Source organism: Microbacterium sp. ZKA21, from assembly GCF_050434165.1.
Taxonomy (GTDB): domain Bacteria; phylum Actinomycetota; class Actinomycetes; order Actinomycetales; family Microbacteriaceae; genus Microbacterium.
Genome location: NZ_JBNPVV010000005.1, coordinates 156,632 through 178,443, shown reverse-complemented (window position 1 = coordinate 178,443; position 21,812 = coordinate 156,632). Strand labels below are relative to the sequence as shown.

23 protein-coding genes and 1 tRNA gene are annotated in these 21,812 nt (G+C 67.5%); 16 read left to right on the top strand and 8 right to left on the bottom strand.

The genetic code is table 11. The annotated features are described in order from the left end of the window. Nucleotides 1-39: 39 nt before the first annotated feature. Nucleotides 40-741, bottom strand: coding sequence for a uridine kinase (locus M2317_RS12175; protein WP_429460498.1), 702 nt, complete (start codon nucleotides 739-741; stop codon nucleotides 40-42). A gap of 120 nt (nucleotides 742-861) precedes the next feature. Between M2317_RS12175 and M2317_RS12170 the strand changes: the two genes are divergently transcribed. Beyond that, the gene (locus M2317_RS12170; protein WP_429460496.1) at nucleotides 862-1,065 is read left to right on the top strand and encodes an alpha/beta fold hydrolase; all 204 of its coding nucleotides are present in this window, start codon (nucleotides 862-864) and stop codon (nucleotides 1,063-1,065) included. Between the two features lie 95 nt (nucleotides 1,066-1,160). Here M2317_RS12170 and M2317_RS12165 read toward each other — a convergent pair. Next, a tRNA-Leu gene (locus M2317_RS12165) sits at nucleotides 1,161-1,245 on the bottom strand. A 111-nt stretch (nucleotides 1,246-1,356) separates the two neighbouring features. Between M2317_RS12165 and M2317_RS12160 the strand changes: the two genes are divergently transcribed. Both M2317_RS12160 and M2317_RS12155 read left to right on the top strand, forming a co-directional pair. After that, on the top strand, nucleotides 1,357-2,652 hold the full coding sequence (locus M2317_RS12160; RefSeq protein ID WP_429460494.1) for a M20/M25/M40 family metallo-hydrolase: 1,296 nt from the start codon (nucleotides 1,357-1,359) through the stop codon (nucleotides 2,650-2,652). A gap of 59 nt (nucleotides 2,653-2,711) precedes the next feature. After that, entirely contained in the window at nucleotides 2,712-3,539 is an 828-nt protein-coding gene (locus tag M2317_RS12155) for an undecaprenyl-diphosphate phosphatase (RefSeq protein ID WP_429460493.1), read from the top strand. A 47-nt stretch (nucleotides 3,540-3,586) separates the two neighbouring features. Here M2317_RS12155 and M2317_RS12150 read toward each other — a convergent pair whose 3' ends face one another. Then, entirely contained in the window at nucleotides 3,587-4,438 is an 852-nt protein-coding gene (locus M2317_RS12150) for a PAC2 family protein (protein WP_429460491.1), read from the bottom strand. Nucleotides 4,439-4,507: 69 nt separating this feature from the next. On the opposite strand from M2317_RS12150, the gene M2317_RS12145 reads away from it, so the two are divergent. The 9 genes from M2317_RS12145 to lnt all read left to right on the top strand — a co-directional run bounded on the left by M2317_RS12145 (nucleotide 4,508) and on the right by lnt (nucleotide 14,247). Next, the gene (locus M2317_RS12145) at nucleotides 4,508-5,194 is read left to right on the top strand and encodes an HAD family hydrolase (protein WP_429460489.1); all 687 of its coding nucleotides are present in this window, start codon (nucleotides 4,508-4,510) and stop codon (nucleotides 5,192-5,194) included. After that, complete coding sequence (locus M2317_RS12140) at nucleotides 5,191-6,210, top strand: tRNA (adenine-N1)-methyltransferase (protein ID WP_429460487.1); 1,020 nt, start codon at nucleotides 5,191-5,193, stop codon at nucleotides 6,208-6,210. Before M2317_RS12145 ends, M2317_RS12140 begins: the two co-directional genes overlap by 4 nt. Nucleotides 6,211-6,220: 10 nt before the next feature. Next, nucleotides 6,221-7,153: a hypothetical protein gene (locus tag M2317_RS12135; RefSeq protein WP_429460485.1), complete on the top strand. Its 933-nt coding sequence runs from the start codon at nucleotides 6,221-6,223 to the stop codon at nucleotides 7,151-7,153. Further along, on the top strand, nucleotides 7,153-8,145 hold the full coding sequence (locus M2317_RS12130) for a helix-turn-helix transcriptional regulator (protein ID WP_429460483.1): 993 nt from the start codon (nucleotides 7,153-7,155) through the stop codon (nucleotides 8,143-8,145). The genes M2317_RS12135 and M2317_RS12130 overlap by 1 nt, the downstream gene beginning before the upstream one ends. Further along, nucleotides 8,145-9,128: a helix-turn-helix transcriptional regulator gene (locus tag M2317_RS12125; RefSeq protein ID WP_429460481.1), complete on the top strand. Its 984-nt coding sequence runs from the start codon at nucleotides 8,145-8,147 to the stop codon at nucleotides 9,126-9,128. Before M2317_RS12130 ends, M2317_RS12125 begins: the two co-directional genes overlap by 1 nt. Nucleotides 9,129-9,161: 33 nt before the next feature. Continuing rightward, the gene (gene tatA / locus M2317_RS12120; protein ID WP_429460480.1) at nucleotides 9,162-9,413 is read left to right on the top strand and encodes a Sec-independent protein translocase subunit TatA; all 252 of its coding nucleotides are present in this window, start codon (nucleotides 9,162-9,164) and stop codon (nucleotides 9,411-9,413) included. A gap of 62 nt (nucleotides 9,414-9,475) precedes the next feature. Further along, nucleotides 9,476-10,240, top strand: coding sequence for a twin-arginine translocase subunit TatC (tatC, locus tag M2317_RS12115; protein ID WP_429460478.1), 765 nt, complete (start codon nucleotides 9,476-9,478; stop codon nucleotides 10,238-10,240). Next, nucleotides 10,237-12,711, top strand: a complete 2,475-nt coding sequence (locus tag M2317_RS12110) for a DEAD/DEAH box helicase (protein WP_429460476.1) — start codon at nucleotides 10,237-10,239, stop codon at nucleotides 12,709-12,711. The genes tatC and M2317_RS12110 overlap by 4 nt, the downstream gene beginning before the upstream one ends. Nucleotides 12,712-12,714: 3 nt before the next feature. Then, nucleotides 12,715-14,247: an apolipoprotein N-acyltransferase gene (gene lnt, locus M2317_RS12105; protein WP_429460474.1), complete on the top strand. Its 1,533-nt coding sequence runs from the start codon at nucleotides 12,715-12,717 to the stop codon at nucleotides 14,245-14,247. On the opposite strand, the gene M2317_RS12100 is transcribed toward lnt, so the two are convergent. The 4 genes from M2317_RS12100 to M2317_RS12085 all read right to left on the bottom strand — a co-directional run bounded on the left by M2317_RS12100 (nucleotide 14,244) and on the right by M2317_RS12085 (nucleotide 16,915). After that, a complete protein-coding gene (locus M2317_RS12100) occupies nucleotides 14,244-14,627 on the bottom strand; it encodes an RNA polymerase-binding protein RbpA (protein WP_429460473.1) in 384 nt (127 codons plus the stop codon). The two genes, lnt and M2317_RS12100, sit on opposite strands and share 4 nt — an antisense overlap. 107 nt (nucleotides 14,628-14,734) lie before the next feature. Continuing rightward, complete coding sequence (locus M2317_RS12095) at nucleotides 14,735-15,508, bottom strand: glycerophosphodiester phosphodiesterase family protein (RefSeq protein ID WP_429460471.1); 774 nt, start codon at nucleotides 15,506-15,508, stop codon at nucleotides 14,735-14,737. Further along, nucleotides 15,505-16,431, bottom strand: a complete 927-nt coding sequence (locus M2317_RS12090) for an SPFH domain-containing protein (protein WP_429460469.1) — start codon at nucleotides 16,429-16,431, stop codon at nucleotides 15,505-15,507. Before M2317_RS12090 ends, M2317_RS12095 begins: the two co-directional genes overlap by 4 nt. Nucleotides 16,432-16,441: 10 nt before the next feature. Beyond that, the gene (locus tag M2317_RS12085; RefSeq protein WP_429460467.1) at nucleotides 16,442-16,915 is read right to left on the bottom strand and encodes an NfeD family protein; all 474 of its coding nucleotides are present in this window, start codon (nucleotides 16,913-16,915) and stop codon (nucleotides 16,442-16,444) included. 114 nt (nucleotides 16,916-17,029) lie between these two features. Here M2317_RS12085 and M2317_RS12080 point away from each other — a divergent pair, with 114 nt between their 5' ends. Continuing rightward, complete coding sequence (locus tag M2317_RS12080) at nucleotides 17,030-17,794, top strand: SDR family oxidoreductase (protein ID WP_429460466.1); 765 nt, start codon at nucleotides 17,030-17,032, stop codon at nucleotides 17,792-17,794. Between the two features lie 60 nt (nucleotides 17,795-17,854). Here the strand turns inward: M2317_RS12080 and M2317_RS12075 are convergent, their stop codons facing one another. Then, the gene (locus M2317_RS12075) at nucleotides 17,855-18,448 is read right to left on the bottom strand and encodes an HdeD family acid-resistance protein (protein WP_429460464.1); all 594 of its coding nucleotides are present in this window, start codon (nucleotides 18,446-18,448) and stop codon (nucleotides 17,855-17,857) included. 165 nt (nucleotides 18,449-18,613) lie between these two features. Here M2317_RS12075 and M2317_RS12070 point away from each other — a divergent pair, with 165 nt between their 5' ends. Genes M2317_RS12070 through M2317_RS12060 form a run of 3 tightly spaced genes read left to right on the top strand, consistent with a single transcriptional unit; the run spans nucleotide 18,614 to nucleotide 21,789 of the window. Beyond that, complete coding sequence (locus M2317_RS12070; protein WP_429460745.1) at nucleotides 18,614-19,006, top strand: helix-turn-helix transcriptional regulator; 393 nt, start codon at nucleotides 18,614-18,616, stop codon at nucleotides 19,004-19,006. A 10-nt stretch (nucleotides 19,007-19,016) separates the two neighbouring features. Further along, the gene (locus tag M2317_RS12065) at nucleotides 19,017-19,424 is read left to right on the top strand and encodes a VOC family protein (protein ID WP_429460462.1); all 408 of its coding nucleotides are present in this window, start codon (nucleotides 19,017-19,019) and stop codon (nucleotides 19,422-19,424) included. A gap of 16 nt (nucleotides 19,425-19,440) precedes the next feature. Next, the gene (locus tag M2317_RS12060) at nucleotides 19,441-21,789 is read left to right on the top strand and encodes an ATP-binding cassette domain-containing protein (RefSeq protein WP_429460461.1); all 2,349 of its coding nucleotides are present in this window, start codon (nucleotides 19,441-19,443) and stop codon (nucleotides 21,787-21,789) included. The last annotated feature ends 23 nt before the right edge of the window (nucleotides 21,790-21,812 follow it).

Below are 21,812 nucleotides of genomic sequence, written 5' to 3'. Positions count from 1 at the left end.
ATGGGTCCGCGCGGAAGCACGGCTTCGATACGGACACGACTACATGGGAGCAGTCACGGGTCCGATCCGACTGCCGGCGGGCACGGAGATCAACGGCCGGGCAGGGTCGTCGTTGCCGACGAGGATATCGGCTGTGCGCGCAGGGTGCGCTTCGGTCTCGTACAGTTCGTACGCCGGCTGGTAGCGGTTCTCGTAGGACATCCGAGCCTGCGCCTCTCCGCCGAGGCGCTCGGCATCACGCTGCACGCACCGCTGGAGACAGACCACGGGATCCGTCTCGATGAAGACGACGACGTCCCAGTGACCGGCGAGTTCCGGACGCTGGAGGAAGGTGCCGTCGACGATGAGGATAGCGTTCTCGTCCGCGAGCCGCGGTTCTTCGTTCAACGGCTCATCCCTGGTCAGGTCGAACGACTGCGTTCTGATGAGTCGGTCGCCGCCGCGATCGAGTGGTCTGAGCAGCAGCGAGACGATGGCTTCGTTGTCTCGAGCATCCCGGTAGTAGCCTTCGGCCGACATGCGTCCGCGACGATAGCGCTCCGCCCTCGGACGATGGAACCCGTCGACGGAAGCGCGGATGGCGGCATGTCCGAGCGATTCGAGCTCTTCGGCTAGTTCGTCAGCGAACGTCGTCTTCCCCGATGCCGTGCGCCCATCGACAGCGACTCTGAGGTTGTTGCCGTCGGAGACATCGATGAGACGCACGGCGATGGTGTGAACAGCGGCTTGTCGGGTACTCATCGCCACAGGCTAACGTCTGGGCACGATGCAACGATTCAGGCTCGGCCCGACCCGGCCCGCCTCTCGTCTTCCTGCACGGGACACCCTGGTCGTCGGCGCTCTGGCATCGGATCGGGGCCGGTGCACATCATCCGGGGCGCTGAGGACACGTGGATCCCAGCGAACCGCGCGGCACAGCTTGAAGCTCTCATTCCCCGTTCTTCCCTCGCCGCCATCGCGGATGCAGGGCACCTGATCCAGCTGGACGCGCCCGAAGCGCTCACGGTCGAACTCACTCGGTGGCTCGAGCGCAACCACGACGCCACCGCCGATGCGGTGGCGTGACCCGCGAGTTCACGCCTGTGGCGATCGTGGCCGGCGAAGCGCGAACGCATCCGAGACGAGAACGGCCCCGGATCCGAAGATCCGGGGCCTATCTGTGCGCGAGGGGGGACTTGAACCCCCACGCCCTATTCGGGCACTAGCACCTCAAGCTAGCGCGTCTACCTATTCCGCCACCCGCGCAGGTGATGAATTCGTCGTTGCCGACCGAAGAATGAGATTAGCACGTTCTCGCGAGTGCTTCGAACCAGGGCGCCCGCCGGGCGTGCCGCCCGCGTTCGATAGCCTGGGGGCATGTCCGATCCGCAGCTGCCAGAGGTCGTCCGCGTCGCGCAGGACCTGATCCGCTTCGACACGTCGAACTTCGGCGGCGGCAACGCCAAGGGCGAACGCGAGGCGGCCGAGTACGTCGGCGCGTACCTCGAGAGCCTCGGCCTCGAGACCGAGTACTACGAGCCGATCCCGCGGCGCACGAACGTCATGGCGCGCGTCCCCGGTCGCGATCGCACGAAACCGGCGCTCGTCGTGCACGGGCATCTGGACGTCGTCCCCGCCATGGCCGAGGACTGGAGCGTCGATCCGTTCGCCGGCGTCGTCCGCGACGGGATGCTGTGGGGCCGCGGTGCCGTCGACATGAAGAACATGAACGCGATGATCCTCACCGCGGTCGCCGACATCCTGCGTTCGGGGGAGCAGCCGGAGCGCGATCTGGTGCTGGCGTTCTTCGCCGATGAGGAGAACGGCGGGGTCGAAGGATCCGCACTGGTCGTGAAAGACCGGCCCGAGTGGTTCGAGGGCGCCACCGACGCGATCAGCGAGGTCGGCGGCTACTCGATCACCGTCGATGATCGACGCGCCTATCTGCTCCAGGTGGGCGAGAAGGCGCTCATCTGGATCCGTCTCGTGGCCAAGGGGCGTGCAGGCCACGGCAGTCGCCTCCACGAGGAGAACGCGATCACGCGTCTCGCCGAGGCGGTGGCCAAGATCGGCCGCACGCGCTGGCCGATCCGGCTCACACCGACGACCGAAGCGCTGCTGCAGGGTCTCAGTGACCTGAGCGGCCGGTCGGTGGACGACCCCGACGCGCTGGCCGCGGCATCCGGCCCCGCCGAGGCCTTTCTCCGTTCGACCTTCCGGACGACGGCCAACCCGACCGTCCTGAGCGCGGGGTACAAGCACAACGTGATCCCCGAGCGCGCGGAGGCGCTCGTCGATGTACGGGTCCTCCCCGGCACCGAGGATGAAGTGCTCGCCGAACTGCAGCAGATCATCGGCGACGACATCGTCATCGAGACCGTCGTCCGCGACATCGGCATGGAGGTGCCGTTCGCCGGCGAGCTCGTCGACGCGATGGTCGCGGCTCTCGGCAGGCACGACCCCGGCGTCCCGGTGATCCCGTACCTGCTCGGAGCGGGCACGGACAACAAGGCGCTCTCGACGCTCGGGATCACCGGTTACGGGTTCGCACCGCTGAGGCTGCCTGCGGACCTGGACTTCACGGGCATGTTCCACGGGGTCGACGAGCGGGTTCCCGTAGACTCGCTTGTCTTCGGTCAGCGGGTGCTGACCGACCTGCTGCGGTCGTACTGATCACCGCACCGATCTCTGCCTGTTCCCTCAGGCTGTCCTGTTCGGTCTGAAAGGCCTCCATGCACCTGCTCGAAGCGCTGTTCCTCGGCATCATCCAGGGACTCACCGAGTTCCTGCCGATCTCCTCCAGCGCGCACCTGCGCATCGTGGGGACCTTCACGGGCTCGGGCGAAGACCCCGGCGCGGCGTTCACTGCGATCACGCAGATCGGCACCGAAGCGGCCGTCGTGGTGTTCTTCTGGCGCGACATCGTGCGCATCATCGGGCACTGGTTCCGCTCACTCGTCGGCAAGCTGCCCCGCAATGATCCCGATGCGAAGATGGGCTGGCTCATCATCATCGGCAGCATCCCGATCGTGGTCCTCGGGCTGCTGTTCCAGGACCAGATCGAGACCGTCCTGCGGTCGATGTGGATCGTCGCGATCATGCTGATCCTCTTCGGCATCCTGCTCGGCGTCGCCGACCACGTCGGAGCGAAGCGGCGCAAGCTCGACGACCTGACCTACCCGCACGGCATCCTGTTCGGCTTCGCGCAGGCCCTGGCGCTGGTTCCGGGCGTGTCCCGCTCGGGCGGCACGATCACGATGGGGCTGTTCCTGGGCTACGAACGCGCCGCCGCGGCGCGCTACGCCTTCCTGCTCGCGATCCCCGCCGTGTTCGGCAGCGGCTTCTTCCAGCTCTTCAAGAACTGGGACGCACCGGATCAGTACTTCTCGCTCGGCGAGACGCTCGCAGCGACCGGAATCGCCTTCGTCGTCGCGCTCGGCGTCATCGCGTTCTTCATGAGCTGGATCTCGAAGCGCAGCTTCCTGCCGTTCGTGATCTACCGGATCCTGCTGGGGACGACGCTGCTGATCCTTCTCGGCACCGGGGTCATCGCGGGCTGACCCTTCGACCGGCTCAGAACCCTTCGATGGGCTAGGAGTTCGCCGGTTCAGCGCTTGTGATCACCGGGTCCGTCGCCACGGCGACGGAGATAGCGCTCGAAGGCCTGGGCGATCGCATCGCCGGAAGCTTCGGGGGAGTCCCAGGTGTCCCGCGTGCGCTCCAGTTGGCGGATGTACTCCGTCATGTCCTCGTCATCGGCCGCCGCGGCGTCGATCGATGCTTCCCACGCGGCCGCTTCGGTGCGCAGGTGCGTCCGGGGCACGTCCACTGCGGTGAGCTCTTCGAGCCGATCCAGCAGTGCCAGGGTCGCCTTCGGCGACGGCGCCGCCGATGCGACATAGTGCGGCACGCTCGCCCACAGCCCCGCCGTCGGGATGCCGGCGCGCTCGGCGAAGTGCTCGAGCACGCTGAGAATGCCCACCGGGCCCTCGTAGAGCGAGCGCTCGAGGCCGTGCTCCTCTCTGACCTGTTCGTTCGGGCTCGAGGAGAAGATGGAGATCGGGCGCGTATGCGGCACGTCCGACAGCATGGCGCCGAGCGTGAGGAAGCCGGTGACGTCATCGCGCAGCGCCACATCGATGAACTCCGTCGCGAACGCCTGCCAGGTGCGCGCCGGCTCCGAACCGGTCAGCAACCACAACTCGGGTCCGAGCTGCGCGGCGGGCACCGGCCGCCACAGCGCCGCACCCGGCCACTGCAGCTCGCGGTGCCCCTGCGCGTCCATGCGCGTGGCGGGGCGCGTGTACTGGTAGTCGAAATAGAGTTCGGGGTCGACGGCGTGGACGAGCTCGTAATCGCCCGACTGGCGGATCGCTTCGATGGCGCCGCTCGCTGCTTCGCCGGCGTCGTTCCAGCCGTCGAACGCCGCGATGATGATGCGGGGTCCCAGTGCATCCATCCCTCAAGGCTAGTCCCCGAGCACACCGGCGGCGCAGGCGCGCGGGGATGCGCCGGATAGCATGGTGAAGTGAGTGAGACGCCGAGCGCAGTCCTGTGGGACATGGACGGGACCCTCGTCGACACCGAGCCGTACTGGATGACGGCCGAGACGGAACTCGTGGAGTCCTTCGGCGGAACATGGACGCACCAGGACGCCCTTCAGCTGGTGGGCAACGGTCTTGCGGACAGCGCGGCCATCCTGCGGCAGGCGGGCGTCCAGATGGATGGCGACGCCATCATCCAGCACCTCACCGACCGCGTACGGGACATGCTGAGCACGCACGGCGTGCCGTTCCGACCCGGTGCGCAGGAACTGCTGCGCGATCTTCGGGATGCCGGCATCCCGACCGCCCTGGTGACGATGTCGCTGCGCCGCATGGCGGAGGGCGTGACCGAGCTCATCGACTTCGACGCCTTCCGGCTGATCGTCGCCGGTGACGACGTCGAGAACCCGAAACCGCACCCCGAGCCGTATCTGCTCGGTGCGGCGCTGCTCGGCGTCGAGATCGACGCGACGATCGTGATCGAGGACTCTCCGACCGGCGTGCGAGCCGGGCTGGCCTCCGGGGCCGTGACCCTCGGCGTTCCGCACATCCTGCCGCTCGACGACATCGGAGCGCACGACCTGTGGCCGACGCTGCACGGTCGGACGGCACACGACATCATCGCGCTCTACCGGGCGCATCGCACCTCTCAGACGGAGAACCCCTCATGACCGACGCGCACACCACCCGCCCGAGCGGCCCGTTCCGTGAAGGCGACCGTGTCCAGCTCACCGGCCCGAAGGGCCGGATGCACACCATCTCCCTGCGCGCCGACGGCGAACTGCACACCCATCACGGCGTGCTGCGGCACGCCGACCTTCTCGGTCAGCCGGACGGCTCCGTCGTGGTGAACAGCTCGGGCCACGACTACCTCGCCCTGCGTCCGCTGATGCGCGACTTCGCGATGTCCATGCCCCGCGGCGCCGCGATCGTCTACCCGAAGGATGCCGCGCAGATCGTCATGCAGGCCGACGTCTTCCCTGGTGCCGTCGTCGTCGAAGCCGGCGTGGGCTCCGGTGCGCTGTCGCTGTCGCTGCTGCGGGCGATCGGCTCCACAGGACGGTTGGTCTCCTTCGAGCGCAGGGAGGACTTCGCCGAGGTCGCCACCGCGAACGTGGAGACGTTCTTCGGCGGGCTCCCCGATACCTGGCGGGTCGTGGTGGGCGACCTCGTCGAGGCCCTCCCCGCGGAGCTGCCGGCCGGCGGCGTCGACCGCGTGGTGCTCGACATGCTCGCGCCGTGGGAGTGCATCGACGTGGTCGCCGATGCCCTGACGCCGGGTGGCGTCGTGCTCTGCTACGTCGCCACGGCGACACAGCTCTCGCGCGTCGCGGAGTACATCCGCGGTACCGGTCTGTTCACGGAGCCGGACGCGTCCGAGACCATGGTGCGCGGCTGGCACGTCGAAGGCCTCGCGGTCCGCCCCGATCACCGCATGGTCGCGCACACCGGATTCCTCATCACGGCCAGGCGCCTGGCACCCGGTGCGATCGCCCCGGAGGTGAAGCGCCGGGCGTCGAAGACCAGCTACGGCGACGAGGACGTCGAGCTCTGGACCCCGGGTGCCGTCGGCGACCGCGAGATCACGGACAAGAACCTGCGCAAGCGCGTCCGCGAGGCGGAGAAGGCCGCCTCGGCGGCACGGCTTGCCGCCGAGGCGCGCGGAACCGAGCAGTCGACGGAATAGACTGGAGCGCGTGCGTAAAACGTCCGCTGCCCTAGCCAGCCTCAGTCTCGCCGTCCTCGCTCTGACCGGGTGCACCGCAGCCCCGACTTTCGACGGGGCGGCCTGCGATCGTGCCGCATCGACGAGCGGGATCGACGACGCGGTCACCGTGTCGGGCGACGTCGGCGTCGCACCCGAGGTCGAGCTCTTCGCGCCGCTGCATGTGGAGACGACCTCGTACACGGATGTCGTCACGGGGGAGGGGACGCCTCTCACATCGCCGCAGCAGCTGACGGTGCTGGACATCGCGCTCTACGACGGCACGTCCGGCGACCAGATCGTGCAGACCGAGTTCGACGGCGACATGTCCCGGTTGTCGAACATCGCGTCGTGGACGCAGCAGATCCCCGGGATCGGCGAAGTGCTCGAGTGCGCGACGCCCGGAACGCGCATGGTCGCGGCCATCGCGCCGGACGACTTCGGCGCCGAGGCGCTCGGCGGGTTCCAACTGGACGAAGACACCACGGTCGTCGCCGTGATCGACGTGCTCGACACGTACCTGGCACGGGCCACCGGGGCCACGCAGTTCAACAATGCGCGCAATCTTCCCACCGTCGTGCGTGCGGCAGATGGCCGCCCCGGCATCATCGTCCCCGACGACGCCGCACCGACCGAGCAGGTCGAGCAGGTGCTGATCAAGGGCGAGGGCGAGAAACTCGACGAGGACGCCATCGCCTGGGTCAACTACACCGCGGTCGGCTGGGACTCGAAGACCGTGTCCGGCACCAGCTGGGATGCGAACCCCGTGTCGAATCTCGCCGAGACGGCACCGACCGTGGCGCAGGCCCTGGTCGGTGCGACCATCGGGTCGCAGCTGCTCGTGGTCGTCCCCGCCACCGAAGGCGGCGAGGCGACGGCGTACGTGGTCGACATCCTGGGCACCAGCCCCGCGACGGGGAAGTGATGGCGGTCCAGATCCCCGCGGAGGAGCGCCTGACGAATCTCGTCGTGGCGCTCATGGCCACGGAGATCGGACTCACCAAGCAGCAGATCCTCGACAACGTTTCCGGGTACCGCCAGCGAGCGGATGCCGGAACGCGCGCCGACGCGCTGGAGAAGATGTTCGAGCGCGACAAGGACGAACTGCGCGCGCTCGGCATCCCGGTCGAGACGATCGGCGACGCGACGGACCCGAACGACCTGCGCGAAGCCCGATACCGCATTCCGCAGGCAGAGTACGATCTGCCGGCTGATATCGAGTTCACGCCTGCCGAGCTGGCCGTGCTGCAGCTTGCGGGCAGCGTCTGGAGCGCGGAGTCCGTCTCCGGTGACGCCCAGGCTGGCGTGCGCAAGATCCGGGCGCTCGGCATCGACGGCGACGCGCCGATCATCGGCTTCGCGCCGCGCATCACGACGCGCGACCCCGCGTTCGGTCCCCTGCAGGAGGCGATCGAGTCGAGTCGCGTCGTCCGCTTCGACTACCTGAAGCCGGGGGAGGATGCCGCCCGTTCCCGTCGCGTCCGTCCGCTGGCACTGGTCGACTACGAGGCGCGCTGGCACGTCTACGGCATCGATGCGGATGCCGAGGGCGAGCGCACCTTCCTCCTCAGCCGCATCGTGGGCGACGTGAAGCTCACGACGCAGCGGTTCGACGCAGGATTGCGCGAGGGCGCGGGCGACCGGGCGATGGCCGGCCTCGAGGAGGTCGCGCGCCGCAACCGGGCACTCCTTGAGGTCACCCCGGGGACCGAGGCCGCACTGCGCCTCGGGCGCCGAGCAGTCCCCGCCGCACAGGGCATCCACGTCCACTACGTCGATCGGCACATCTTCGCCGATGAGCTCGCCTCCTACGGCCCTGAGGTTCGCGTGGTGGAACCCGCGGATCTGCGGGATGCCGTCGTCGATCGGCTCACGGCGATCATCGCCGCGCATCAGGACGAGGGGGAAGAGTCGTGATGGCGAAGCCCAAGCCGTTGCTCGCGTCCGAGCGCGTCCGCCTGTACCTGACGCTCGTGCCGTACCTGCTCGAGCGCGGTCAGGTGTCGCTGGCCGAGGCGGCGGCCGAGTTCCAGGTCACGCCGGACGAGCTGCGCGCGATGGTCGAGAAGCTCACCGTGATCGGCCTGCCCGGCGACTCCGGCTACTGGCAGCAGCCGCACGAGATGTTCGACATCGATTGGGACCTGCTCGATGAGCAGGACGTCATCGAGATCACCAACGACGTCGCTTTGCGGCGCGTGCCGCGCTTCACGGCGCGTGAGGCCGCAGCTCTCCTGGCGGGACTGCAGATGGTCGCCTCGGTGCCGGAGGTCGCCGGTTCCGGCCTCGTCGCGGGGCTGATCGCGAAGCTCTCCCGTGGCGCGGCCGACGCACCGGCAGCGGTCGTCGTCGCGACCGAAGCCGTCGACGAGGTGCGCGAAGTCGTCTCGAACGCGCTGCGCGCCGGCGTCGCGGTGTCGTTCACGTATCAGGCACCGGATGCCGCGCCCACGACGCGCACGGTCGATCCCGTTCAGGTGATGATCACGAACGGGCAGTGGTATCTGCAGGGCTGGTGCCATCTGCGCGAGGCGATGCGCACCTTCCATCTCGATCGTGTCAGCGAGCCGCGGCTCACGGACATCGCCAGCACTCACCAGGGCGAGAGCGTGCCCGATCTGTTCTCGGACGGTGTCGCCGACGGCAATGTCTCGGTGCGCCTGCCCGCTCAGCTGCTGCCCCTGCTGAGCGGATTCGCGGCCGAGAGCGAGGCAGTGGGCGATGACGTCGTCGCACACGTGCGACTGTCGGACCCGCGTGGAATCAAGCGTCTGGCCGGTCGTTTCGGTGGGCGCATGCGGGTTCTCAGCCCGTCCGTGGCGCGCACGGCGACGCGGGACTGGGCCGCCGCAGGACTCGCTCTGTACTATCAACCCGACGACGGCGTCGTCGGTGGTTAGACTGTAACGAACCCCCGACCCGAGGAGATCAACATGGCCGGATTGACCGGATGGCACCTGCTCATCATCCTCGCTGTCATCCTGCTCCTTTTCGGTGCAGCGAAGCTGCCTGCGCTCGCGAAGAGCATGGGACAGTCCGCGCGCGTCTTCAAGGGCGAGATGAGCGCGATGAAGGATGAAGACGCGGCTCGCAAGTCAGAATCCACCGCCGCAGAACCCGAGACGCCGTCGTCCACCACGACGAACGACAACGGAGCCGCGTCCGGCACTGATCGCACCCCCTGACCGCAGTGTCGGAAGGTGCGACGTCCCCGATTGAAGGGGACTCCAATCGGCGTGAGCGCAGGATGTCGCTCGGTGCGCATCTCGTCGAGTTGCGCAAGCGTCTGCTGATCTCAGCAGCTGCGCTCCTCGTCGCGATGATCATCGCGTTCTTCATCACGGACCCGATCATCGACTACATCACGCGGCCGTTCGAGGTCGTGGCGGAGGCCAAGGGCGGCCAGGGCCTGACCGGCCTCACCTTCTCCTCGGTGACCGCTCCATTCGACCTGCGGATGCGCATCTCGTTCTCCATCGGCATCTTCCTCGCGGCCCCCGTCTGGCTGTGGGAGCTCTGGGCGTTCCTCATGCCGGGGCTCACCCGCAAGGAGATCAAGTACACGCTCGGCTTCGTCGCCGCAGCGGTTCCGCTCTTCTTCGCCGGATGCTACGTGGCGACCTTCCTCGTCCCGCACGTGATCGAACTCATGGCGACGTTCACGCCCGAGGGCGGGAACAATCTCTACGAGGCATCCAAGTTCTACGACTTCGTGTTCAAACTGATGATCGTCGTCGGGGTCGCCTTCGTGCTGCCCGTGTTCCTCGTGGCGCTGAACCTGGCCGGCATCATGTCCGGCAAGGCGATCTTGAAGGGCTGGCGCGTCGCCATCCTCATCGCGACGGTCTTCGCCGCTCTCACCACGCCGGCGGCGGACGTGGTCAGCATGCTCATCCTCGGCGGCATCCTCATCGTGCTGTTCTTCGCGGCAGCCTTCCTGTCGATGCTGTTCGACCGCCGCAAACGCAAGCGCGACGCGGCTGCCGGCCTCCTTCCGGATCCGAGCGCATGAGTTCGCCGGCCGATCGGTACGCGGCGGCGCGGGCCGCGGCCGACTCGCCCGAGACATCCGCTTTCGCAGCCAGGCAGGCCTTCGATCTGGACCCCTTCCAGCTCGCCGGTTGCCATGCGCTCGAACGCGGACACAGCGTGCTGGTCGCCGCGCCCACCGGCGCGGGCAAGACGATCGTCGGCGAGTTCGCCATCCATCTGGCCATGCAGACGCCGAATCAGAAGGCGTTCTACACGACCCCGATGAAGGCGCTGTCGAACCAGAAGTTCCGCGAACTCGTCGAGGTCTACGGCGCCGACCACGTGGGCCTGCTCACCGGTGACACGAACATCAACGGCAATGCGCGCATCGTGGTGATGACGACCGAGGTGCTGCGAAACATGCTGTACGCGGACTCGTCCGCGCTCACCGATCTCCGCTACGTCGTCATGGACGAAGTGCACTATCTCGCTGACCGCTTCCGCGGCCCGGTCTGGGAAGAGGTCATCCTGCACCTGCCGCAGCCCGTGCGTCTGGTCGCGCTGAGCGCGACCGTCTCGAACGCGGAGGAGTTCGGCGACTGGCTGGACACGGTCCGCGGCGACACAGAGGTCATCGTCTCCGAGATCCGTCCGGTTCCGCTGGAGCAGCACGTCCTCGTGCGCGACGATCTGCTGCCGCTGTTCGATGATCGTGCCGGCATCGCCACGGCGCAGGTGAACCAGGAGCTGCTGCGCATCCGATCCTTCACGGGCTCGCGCTACGAGAGCAATCGCCAGGCGCAGAACTACGTGAGCAACAAGCACGCCGGTCGGCAGGCGCAGCGACCGCCGCGCGGCGGGAAGCGTCCGGTCCGAGCATCCAATACCCGCCGCATCGAGCGGATGGACCGGTCGGACGTCGTCGGGCTCCTCGAGCGATCCAACCTGCTCCCGGCGATCTTCTTCATCTTCAGCCGGGTCGGCTGCGACGCCGCGGTCCAACAGGTCAGTCGCTCCGGCATCCGCCTGACGACACCGGAGGACCGGGCCGAGATCCGTGCGATCGTCGAGGAGCACACGCGCAACCTCCAGGACGAGGACCTCGGAGTGCTGGGATTCTGGGAGTGGCGGGAGAATCTCGAGCGCGGTGTCGCGGCGCATCACGCCGGACTCCTGCCGGCCTTCAAGGAGATCGTCGAGGAACTGTTCCGCCTCAAGCTCGTGAAGGTCGTCTTCGCGACCGAGACTCTCGCGCTCGGCATCAACATGCCGGCTCGAACAGTGGTGCTCGAGAAGATGGAGAAGTTCAACGGCGAGGCCAGAGTCGCCATCACGTCGGGGGAGTACACCCAGCTCACCGGCCGTGCCGGCCGACGCGGCATCGACGTCGAGGGCCACGCCGTCGTGCAGTGGACCGAGGGCATGGACCCCCAGGCGGTCGCCGCCCTGGCTTCTCGACGCACCTATCCGCTGAACTCGAGCTTCCGACCGACGTACAACATGGCCGTCAATCTCGTCGATCGGTTCGGTCGCGCGCGTGCCAGGGAGATCCTGGAGAGCTCGTTCGCGCAGTTCCAGGCCGACCGTGCGGTCGTGGGTCTCGCGCGCGAGGTGCGAGAGGCCGAAGCGTCGCTCGAGGGGTACCTGACGGCGATGACCTGCGAGCATGGCGACTTCGCCGACTACGCGGCGATCCGCCGGGAACTCAGCGATCTCGAGAAGAAGAACCGCCAGGACTCGCACGCACCTCGCGCCCAGCGCGACAAGCGCGTGAAGAAGATCGAGAGTCTCCGCCGTCGGATGCAGCGCCACGGCTGCCACAACTGCCCGGATCGCGAGAAGCACGCCCGCTGGGGCGAGCGCTACTACAAGCTCAAGCGGGACACGGATCGCAAGCGTCGCCAGATCGAGACGAGGACCGGCACCGTCGCGCGCATCTTCGACCGCGTGCTGGATGTGCTCGCTGCGCTCGACTACGTCACCGGTTCCGGCGACCGGCTGGAACTGACGGATGCCGGACGCACCATGCGCCGCATCTACGGGGAACGCGACCTGCTGGTCGCCGAAAGCCTGCGTCAGGGACTCTGGAAGGGGCTGGATGCTCCGTCGCTCGCCGCGATGGCCTGCTGCCTCGTGTATGAGCCGCGGCGTGACGAGGCGAACTCGGGGGAGCGGGGACTGCCGCGCGGCGCCTTCCGTGCGGCCTACGAGAAGACGACGGACCTGTGGGCGCAGCTCGATGACCTGGAGCACGATCATCACCTCCCGGGGTCCGAGCCGCTCGCGGCTGGCCTCGCCGGCGCGATGCACTCCTGGGCCCGCGGCGTCATGCTCGATCGCGTCCTCGTCGACGCGGATATGGCAGCGGGCGACTTCGTCCGATGGGCGAAGCAGACTATCGATCTGCTCGATCAGCTCTCGATCGTCGCCGACGATGCGGATGTCGCACGGACGGCCCGCCGCGCGCTGGAAGGCGTGCGCCGCGGCATCGTGGCGTACTCGGGGCTCTGAGGGATGCCGGAACCCACAACATCGCGGCCAGCACGCGCGCTCCTGCCGTTGTGGCTCGCCGTGCTCGCGGCGGCTGCGGGCGGCTGGCTCATGGATCTCGCCTATCCGGACGTGGCGGCGTGGATCCTCGCCTTCCCGGCGACCGCGCTGCTGCTGCTCGCACTGATCGGACGCCGCGCCGGGGGCGCGCTGCTCGTGGGACTGGTCCACGGACTGGTGTTCTACCTGCTGCTCGTCTCGTGGACGTCGCGCTACCTCGGTCCGATCCCGTGGATGGCGCTGGCGGGCGTCGAGGCGGCCCTCACCGCCGTGTGCGTGATCCCGATCGCACTCGCGTACCGGTGGATGCCGCGGGCGTTCCCCGGCACAGCCGGGCGCCTGATCGCGCTGCCCGCCCTGGTAGCCGCCCTCTGGGTCGGACGCGAACTCGTCGTGGGCGCCCTGCCGTACTCCGGCTTCCCGTGGGCGCGGCTGGGCATGACGCAGTCGACGAGCCCGCTGGCTGCGCTGTCGTCCTGGGTCGGCGTGAGCGGGCTGAGCTTCCTGATGGTGTTCGCCGTCGCCGTGCTCATCGAGTCCGTGCGCCTGCAACTGTGGCATCGACCGGTGCGGTTGCTGGTGCCGACAGCGGCGATCGTCGTGCTCTTCGTCGTGCCGGCCTTCCCGACGGCGGCGGCCGGGAACCTGCGCATCGCAGCTGTCCAGGGCAACGGTCCGACCGGCTATTTCGACGTGCGCGAGCCGTACTCCGTGATCGACGCGCAGACCGATGCATCACGATCGCTCTACGGCGAGGACATCGATCTGCTGGTGTGGCCGGAGGGCTCGGTCGACAGCGACCCGTTCCAGAACGCGAATCTCGCCCGGCGAATGACCCTGGTGGCGAATCGTGCGGGCGCGCCGCTGCTCGCGAATGCCGCGACCGAACGCGACGGGGAGTACTTCAACACCTCGATGCTGTGGCTCGAGGACGGCACCGCCGACCAGACGCATGACAAGCGTCATCCGGTGCCTTTCGGCGAGTACGTCCCGGACCGGGCCTTCTACAACGCGATCGTGCCGGATCTGATCGGACTTCTCCAGCGCGAGTACACACCGGGAACGAACCCGCCGATCATGCAGGTGGATGACGCACTCATCGGACTCGCGATCTGCTTCGACGTGATCTACGACGACGTCATCCGCGAGGGTGTCAACGGCGGTGCAGAGGTTCTGATCCTCCAGACCAACAACGCCGACTTCCGCGGTACCGACGAGAACCTGCAGCAGCTCGCATTCGCTCGCATGCGGGCGATCGAGACCGGACGCTCCGTCGTCAACATCTCCACCGTGGGCACCAGCCAGATCATCCGGCCGGACGGCACGACCGTCTCGTTCCTGGACGCAGACGAGGCCGGGGCGATGCTCGAGGATGTCGAGCTGCGCTCCGGCCTCACGGCGGGGGTCGTTCTGGGGCCCTGGGTGCAGCAGGTGCTGCTGTGGGGCGGACTCGCGGCGCTCCTGATCGGGTGGTGGCGCGCGCGCAGGCGCGCTTAGGCGCCGATCTTCTCGCGGCTCGGGTCCTCACCCGCGCCACGACGGGCACGGAGGAAGGCGAGACGCTCTTCCAGGAGCTCTTCGAGTTCGGCGCGCGTGCGGCGCTCCAGAAGCATGTCCCAGTGGGTGCGGGCGGCCTTCTCGTCGCTCTCCTCAAGGGTCACGGACTTGCCGTCGACCTGCAGCACCGCGTCGGCGCCGCAGGTACGGCACTCCCACGTCTGCGGCGGTTCGGCGTCCGCTGCGAACATCAGGGTCGTGACGTGTCCGCACGCGTCACAGGTGTAGGTGGTCTCACGGCGCTCCATGAAAACGACGCCCTCTTCGCTCTGTAGGCTCTGGGCGCCGAGTCGGATGCCGCGCAGGCTGCGATCTGCCATTGTGTGGTCCTCTCGTCGCTCTCAGGTATAACGCTCCGACCTGTGCGCTTCATCCACGGAGGTGATTCCACGGCTCGATTCACAGTCGAATCCCAGCGGGACGTGCTTCAGCGCCGCGCGAGGACCTTCAGCGCGATATCCGCCCGATCGGTGACGATGCCGTCCGCTCCGGCCGCGACGAGTCGGCGCATGTCGTCGGAATCGTTCACCGTCCACACATGGACCTCGACTCCGGCCCGCCGCGCAGCACGGACGAGCGACGCCGTGAACACCCGGATCGGGCCCTGCCGCTCAGGGATCTGCACGGCATCCACATCGCGCAGAGCGCGAGCGGGGGACAGGCGGAGCGCGGAGAGCAGGCGCAGGACGACGATCGTGCGGCGCCCGCCGGAGGTCGCCGGTCGCATGGCCGCTCCCGCGGCCAGAGCGGCATCCACGGCGCGCCGGCGTCTGGCGTCCGAGAAGCTCGTCAGCAGCACACGATGAGCGTGCGGCGCGACGACGGCGCCGATCGGCTCTGCCGCGGCATCCGTCTTGACGTCGATGTTGAATCGGACCTCGGGGAAGCCGTTGAGAGCGTCGGCGACCGTCAGCAGCCCGCCGTGCGGAGCGAGGAGTTCCGCGAGTTCGAACGTGCGGACGTCTGCGACGGGGCGCGGGTCGCCCAGGAGGCGTTCGAGCGTCTCGTCGTGGAAGAGCACGACGTCGCCGTCGGCGGTCACGCGGCAATCGGTCTCGATGTATTCGGCACCGGCCGCGTGCGCGGCGGCGAAGGCTCCCGCGGTGTTCTCCCATACGGAAGAGTCCTCGCCCGAAGCGGTGAGGCCGCGATGGGCGAGGACTCGAGGATGCCGCGTACCGGTGAAGTATGGGTGCGTCACGCGCCCGGAGTGCTCGACGTCGACGGCGGACCCTGGCGGGGCGTGAATGCCGTCCCGATGCCCTTGAGCGCCTCGGTGAGCTCGCTCGGGATGATCCAGAGCTTGCTGGACGGGCTCTCGCTGATCTTCGGCAGCATCTGCAGGTACTGGTAGGCGAGCAGCTTGTCGTCCGGCTGGCCCTGGTGGATCGCGGTGAAGACGTTCTGGATCGCCTCCGCCTCGCCCTGCGCGCGCAGCACAGCTGCCTGCTTGTCGCCCTCTGCCTGAAGGATGGCGGCCTGCCGCTGGCCCTCGGCCTCGAGGATCTGGGACTGCTTGGAGCCTTCTGCGGTGAGGATCGCGGCGCGGCGGTCTCGCTCTGCACGCATCTGCTTCTCCATGGAGTCCTGGATGGAGACGGGCGGGTCGATCGCCTTCAGCTCGACGCGTCCGACGCGGATGCCCCACTTACCGGTCGCCTCGTCGAGGACGACGCGCAGCTGGCCGTTGATGTTGTCACGGCTGGTGAGGGCCTCTTCGAGGTTCAGGCCACCGACCACGTTGCGCAGGGTCGTCGTGGTCAGCTGCTCGACCGCACCGAGATAGTTGGCGATCTCGTACGTCGCGGCGCGCGCGTCGGTGACCTGGAAGTACACCACGGTGTCGATGGAGACCACGAGGTTGTCCTCGGTGATCACGGGCTGCGGGGGGAACGAGACGACCTGCTCGCGCATGTCGATGAGCGGGCGCAGCCGATCGATGAACGGGACCAGGATGTTCAGGCCGGGAGTCAGCGTCTTGTGGTACCGGCCGAGCCGCTCGACGACGCCGGCCGTGGCCTGCGGAATGATGCGGATGGATCGTGCGACGGTCACCACCACGAAGATGATGACGGCGATCGCGAGGATCCATCCGATCGCTGCCGGGATGAACGAGTCGTCCACTGGAGTCTCCTTATTCGCCTGCGGGGCGTACGACGGCGATGGCGCCGTTGATGGAACTGACGATGACCGCGGCGCCCTGGGGGATCGGCGTCGCGGTCGCACTGCGTGCCGTCCAGGTGTCGCCGTTCGCGAGCTTCGCCTGTCCGGTGAGCTGGGTGATGTCGGAGAGCGCGAAGCCTCGGAGGTCGATCAGCGCCTCGACGTTGGACTTGGTCGGATCCTCTCCGCGCCGCAGCCGTTTCAGCAGCGGAGGCCGCAGGAACAGGATGAACAGCGCCGCGGCCAGTGCGGCGGCGAGGACCTGCACCCAGATCGGCACTCCGGCGAGATCTGTGACGAGGCCGACCGCACTGCCGAGTGCGAGCATGAGGAACGTGAAGTCGAGCGAGAGCATCTCGATGACGAGGAACGTGGCGATGAGGACCAGCCAGCCGATCCAGGCCCACTGATCCACGAGTTCCACGAACGTGGCGAAGCCGTCCATACACCCTCCTTGCGGTCAACCTATCACGGCGTCACGACGCGGAAGGGGAGGGGCCGATTGGTAGGCTGGACCGGCCGCGTGAACGCGGTCGTCCCCGCATCTCAAGGAGTCATCGTGCCCGACGTTCTGCCCGCAGGATCCCTCACCGGCAAGGTCGCGCTCGTGACCGGTTCGTCGCGCGGTATCGGCGCCGACACCGTCCGCTACTTCGCGCAGGCCGGCGCCGACGTGGTCATCAACTTCCGCAACAAGGCGCCCCGAGCGGAGAAGCTCGCTGCCGAGCTGCGCGAACTCGGCGGTCGCGCCCTGGTCGTCGGAGCGGACCTCACGGACCCGGCATCCGTGGCCGACATGTTCGAGCAGGTGCGCGCGGAGTACGGCCGCCTCGACATCCTCGTGCTGAACGCATCGGGCGGTATGGAGTCCGGCATGGCCGAGGACTACGCGCTTCTTCTCAACCGGGATGCTCAGCTGAGCGTCCTGAACACTGCGCTGCCGCTGCTGGGTGAAGGCTCTCGAGTCGTGTTCGTGACGAGCCATCAGGCCCACTTCATCCGCACCACGCCGACCATGCCCGAGTACGAGCCCGTCGCGCTGTCGAAGCGCGCGGGTGAGGACGCGCTCCGCGAACTGATCCCGGCTCTGGCCGAGAAGGGCATCGGATTCACGATCGTGTCCGGCGACATGATCGAGGGCACGATCACCGCGACGCTGCTCGAGCGGGCCAACCCCGGGGCGATCTCCGCACGTCGAGAGGACGCGGGCAAGCTCTACAACGTATCCGAGTTCGCGGCCGAGGTCGCGCAGGCCGCGCTCGACCCCGTGCCCGCCGACAACACGCGCCTCGTGGGCGACACGACGGGATTCATCGCCGAGTAGCACCACGAAGAACGGCCCCGCCTGCGAGCAGGCGGGGCCGTTCTTGTGCGACGGAGCCGGTCAGCCGAGCTCGGTGCGGATGTCGTTCGTGATGGTCTTCTCTTCCTTGCCGAGCGTGATGGCGCGGATGATCTGGATGATGCCGACGACGACCAGAGTGATGCCCAGGATCCACCAGATCACGAGAGCGGCGTAGAGCGGCGAGAACAGCACGACCACACCGGCGATAATGCTGATGACCGCGAAGGCGATCGTCCAGCCCTTCGAGGCGGCCTGGCCCAGCAGAGTGAGCGACACGATCCCGTCCACGATCCAGCTGACGCCGATGAAGATCACGACGATCACGGCGAGGACAGCCGTCGTGGTCGCGATGTTGGCGAACGCGACGACGCTGGCGACGATGTAGAGCAGTCCGAGGGCGATGTAGCCGACACGGGCCCATCCGCCGCCCTTGCCGGAGAAGATGCCGATCGCGATCGAAGTGAGACCGGCCACGAGCAGGAAGAGCGCGAGGATCCAGGTCAGGACGCCGGCGGACTTGGCCGGCCAGACCAGTAGCAGGATGCCGACGATGAGCGAGAGCACGCCCGATACCGCGAGCGCGACACGAAGGGAGGTGAAAACGGATTTGGCTTCGGAGAGTGCGTCCGACATGAGAGTGCCTTTCTGGGAAGAACCTGTGAAGGTCGTCGCCCAGCGTAGCGCGCGGCCTGGTTCGGGGCCGGAGGCGCACGCACGCCGCGTCATTCTGGTTCATCAAGTGGGAGGATCGATCCCGTGCCCGATGCCGAATCCAGAGCTCTCCAGGATCTGATCCTCATGCGCAGAGTCCGCGACCGGATCGACCGCGACTACGCGAAGCCGCTGGATGTCGAGGCGCTCGCGCGCGGCATCCACATCTCCGCCGGCCACTTGAGCCGGCAGTTCAAACTGGCGTACGGGGAGTCGCCGTACGCCTACCTGATGACGCGACGCATCGAGCGGGCGATGGCACTGTTGCGACGCGGCGACATCAGCGTGACGGACGTGTGCTTCGAAGTCGGCTTCTCCTCGCTCGGCACGTTCAGCACTCGATTCTCCGAGCTGGTCGGCGTGCCGCCGAGCGCCTACCGGGAGAACCCGGGTCTCGGCCCCGGCATCCCGTCGTGGGTGGAGAAGCAGGCGACGAGACCGGTCAGGAATCGAGAAGCGAAACCGTCCGGCCGCTCGTAACGTCGTAGACATGAACATCACGATCAACGCGAGCTTCCTGTCCCACACCGATGCCGAGGCCTCCCTGGCCTTCTACCGAGACATGCTCGGCTTCGAGGTCCGCAAGGACGTCGGCTATCAGGAGATGAGGTGGATCACGGTGGGGCCGGTCGGGCAGCCGGACACCGCGATCGTGCTCACACCGCCAGCGGTGGACCCGGGGATCAACGATGCCGAGCGCGCCACGATCCTGGAACTCATGGCGAAGGGCAGCTTCGGCGGTATCGTTCTGGCGACGGACGATGTCGACGAAGCCTTCGCGGCCATCGAGGCCAAGGGCGCAGACGTCGTTCAGGAGCCGATCGACCAGCCGTACGGCATCCGTGATTGCGCCTTCCGCGACCCCGCGGGAAACATGGTGCGTCTGCAGCAGGCTTGAACCAGAGAGGACGACGATGGCGGACATCGCCGATTCGCACGACAGCATCCGCGTCGCGGGTGCCCGTGAGAACAACCTGAAGGACGTCAGCGTCGTCCTCCCCAAGCGCAGACTGACCGTCTTCACCGGCGTGTCCGGTTCGGGCAAGAGCTCGCTGGTCTTCGATACCATCGCGGCGGAATCGCGACGGATGATCGATGAGACCTACAGTGCATTCGTGCAGGGGTTCATGCCGTCGGTGCCGCGCCCCGATGTCGACGTGCTCGAGGGCCTGACGACAGCGATCATCGTCGACCAGGAGCGACTCGGCGCGAACCCTCGTTCCACGGTCGGAACAGTGACGGACGCGAACGCGATGCTCCGCATCCTGTTCTCCAAGCTGGGAGAGCCGTACATCGGCGGTCCGACGGCCTTCTCCTTCAACATCCCGACCCAGAAGGCCAGCGGGGTGATGACCGGCCCCGGCGGCGAGAAGAAGATCGTGAAGGATGCGATCTACCTCGGCGGGATGTGCCCGCGTTGCGAAGGCAGGGGATCGGTGTCGGATCTGGATCTCGCTCAGATCGTCGACGAGTCGAAGTCGCTCGACGAGGGCGCGATCATGGTGCCCGGCTACACCGCCGACGGATGGATGGTGAAGGGCTTCTCGGCGTCCGGGTTCTACCCGGCCGACAAGCCGATCGCCGCGTTCACCGAGAAGCAGCGTCATCTCTTCCTGTACGGCGAGGTGACGAAGGTCAAGATCAGCGGCATCAACATGACCTATGAGGGTCTGATCCCGAAGATCACGAAGGCGATGCTGTCGAAGGATCTGGACGCGCTGCAGCCCCATATCCGCGCGTTCGTCGAGCGGGTCGCGACCTTCAAGACATGCCCGGAGTGCGACGGGACCCGCCTGACCGAGGGCGCGCGATCGTCGAAGATCGCAGGCAAGAGCATCGCCGACGCCTGCCGGATGCAGGTCACGGACCTCGCCGAGTGGGTCGCCGGACTCGACCTCCCCGGTGCGGGACCGCTGCTGGACGCATTGCGCGCGAACCTCAATGCGTTCGTCACTCTGGGCCTCGGCTATCTGAGCCTGGAGCGTCCCAGCGGCACTCTGAGCGGGGGAGAGGCGCAGCGGATCAAGATGCTGCGGCACCTCGGATCGTCCCTCACCGACATCACCTACGTGTTCGACGAGCCGACCATCGGGCTGCACCCGCACGACATCCAGCGGATGAACTCGCTGCTCTACCAGTTGCGCGACAAGGGCAACACTGTGCTCGTCGTGGAGCACAAGCCCGAGACGATCACCATCGCGGACCACGTCGTCGACCTGGGACCGGGTGCGGGTGCCGCCGGGGGAGAGATCTGCTTCGAGGGGACGGTCGAAGGGCTCCGGGCGAGCGACACCATCACAGGTCGCCATCTCGACGATCGTGCGACGCTGAAGGATGCCGTGCGCGGGCGCACCGGCGCGATCGAAGTGCGCGGGGCGGACGAGAACAATCTGCAGGACGTCGACGTCGACATCCCGACCGGGGTGCTGACCGTCGTCACCGGCGTGGCCGGATCGGGGAAGAGCTCGCTGATCCATGGCTCGATCACTCCACGTGACGGGGTCGTCTCGATCGACCAGAGTGCGATCAAGGGCTCGCGCCGCAGCAATCCGGCGACGTACACCGGGTTGCTCGAGCCGATCCGCAAAGCGTTCGCGAAGGCGAACGGCGTGAAGCCCGCGCTGTTCAGCGCGAATTCCGAGGGCGCGTGTCCGACGTGCAAGGGTTCCGGTGTGATCATCACCGAGCTCGGATTCATGGACACGATCGAGACGCCCTGCGAGGACTGCGGCGGCAAGCGCTTCCAGGCGGCGGTGCTGGACTACAAGCTCGGCGGCAAGGACATCACCCAGGTCCTGGATCTGCCGGTCTCTGAGGCTCGCGTGTTCTTCTCCGAGGGGGAGGCGAAGATCCCGGCGGCCATGGCGATCCTCGGCCGGCTCGAAGACGTCGGGCTCGGCTATCTGTCGCTGGGCCAGCCGCTGTCGACGCTGTCGGGCGGTGAGCGCCAGCGCGTCAAGCTCGCCATCCAGATGGGGGAGAAGGGCGACGTGTACGTCCTCGATGAGCCGACGACGGGTCTGCACCTCGCGGATGTGAACACCATCCTCGGTCTGCTGGATCGGCTGGTGGACGCAGGAAAGACCGTGATCGTCATCGAGCATCACCAGGCGGTGATGGCGCATGCCGACTGGATCATCGACATCGGCCCCGGCGCCGGACACGACGGCGGGCGCGTGGTGTTCGAAGGAACACCGGCCGACTTGGTCGCGGGAAAGTCGACGGTGACGGGGGAGCACCTGGCCCAGTACGTCGGGGGGTGAAGAGCGCCTAGTCACTTTCCATA

What these genes read in the sequence shown, in the direction of transcription:
- M2317_RS12175 (WP_429460498.1), bottom strand. Translation starts at nt 741, where the DNA reads ATGAGTACCCGACAAGCCGCTGTTCACACCATCGCCGTGCGTCTCATC.
- M2317_RS12160 (WP_429460494.1), top strand. Translation starts at nt 1,357, where the DNA reads ATGTCCGATCCGCAGCTGCCAGAGGTCGTCCGCGTCGCGCAGGACCTG.
- M2317_RS12155 (WP_429460493.1), top strand. Translation starts at nt 2,712, where the DNA reads ATGCACCTGCTCGAAGCGCTGTTCCTCGGCATCATCCAGGGACTCACC.
- M2317_RS12150 (WP_429460491.1), bottom strand. Translation starts at nt 4,438, where the DNA reads ATGGATGCACTGGGACCCCGCATCATCATCGCGGCGTTCGACGGCTGG.
- M2317_RS12140 (WP_429460487.1), top strand. Translation starts at nt 5,191, where the DNA reads ATGACCGACGCGCACACCACCCGCCCGAGCGGCCCGTTCCGTGAAGGC.
- M2317_RS12130 (WP_429460483.1), top strand. Translation starts at nt 7,153, where the DNA reads ATGGCGGTCCAGATCCCCGCGGAGGAGCGCCTGACGAATCTCGTCGTG.
- M2317_RS12125 (WP_429460481.1), top strand. Translation starts at nt 8,145, where the DNA reads ATGGCGAAGCCCAAGCCGTTGCTCGCGTCCGAGCGCGTCCGCCTGTAC.
- tatA (WP_429460480.1), top strand. Translation starts at nt 9,162, where the DNA reads ATGGCCGGATTGACCGGATGGCACCTGCTCATCATCCTCGCTGTCATC.
- tatC (WP_429460478.1), top strand. Translation starts at nt 9,476, where the DNA reads ATGTCGCTCGGTGCGCATCTCGTCGAGTTGCGCAAGCGTCTGCTGATC.
- M2317_RS12110 (WP_429460476.1), top strand. Translation starts at nt 10,237, where the DNA reads ATGAGTTCGCCGGCCGATCGGTACGCGGCGGCGCGGGCCGCGGCCGAC.
- lnt (WP_429460474.1), top strand. Translation starts at nt 12,715, where the DNA reads ATGCCGGAACCCACAACATCGCGGCCAGCACGCGCGCTCCTGCCGTTG.
- M2317_RS12100 (WP_429460473.1), bottom strand. Translation starts at nt 14,627, where the DNA reads ATGGCAGATCGCAGCCTGCGCGGCATCCGACTCGGCGCCCAGAGCCTA.
- M2317_RS12085 (WP_429460467.1), bottom strand. Translation starts at nt 16,915, where the DNA reads ATGGACGGCTTCGCCACGTTCGTGGAACTCGTGGATCAGTGGGCCTGG.
- M2317_RS12075 (WP_429460464.1), bottom strand. Translation starts at nt 18,448, where the DNA reads ATGTCGGACGCACTCTCCGAAGCCAAATCCGTTTTCACCTCCCTTCGT.
- M2317_RS12070 (WP_429460745.1), top strand. Translation starts at nt 18,614, where the DNA reads ATGCGCAGAGTCCGCGACCGGATCGACCGCGACTACGCGAAGCCGCTG.
- M2317_RS12065 (WP_429460462.1), top strand. Translation starts at nt 19,017, where the DNA reads ATGAACATCACGATCAACGCGAGCTTCCTGTCCCACACCGATGCCGAG.
- M2317_RS12060 (WP_429460461.1), top strand. Translation starts at nt 19,441, where the DNA reads ATGGCGGACATCGCCGATTCGCACGACAGCATCCGCGTCGCGGGTGCC.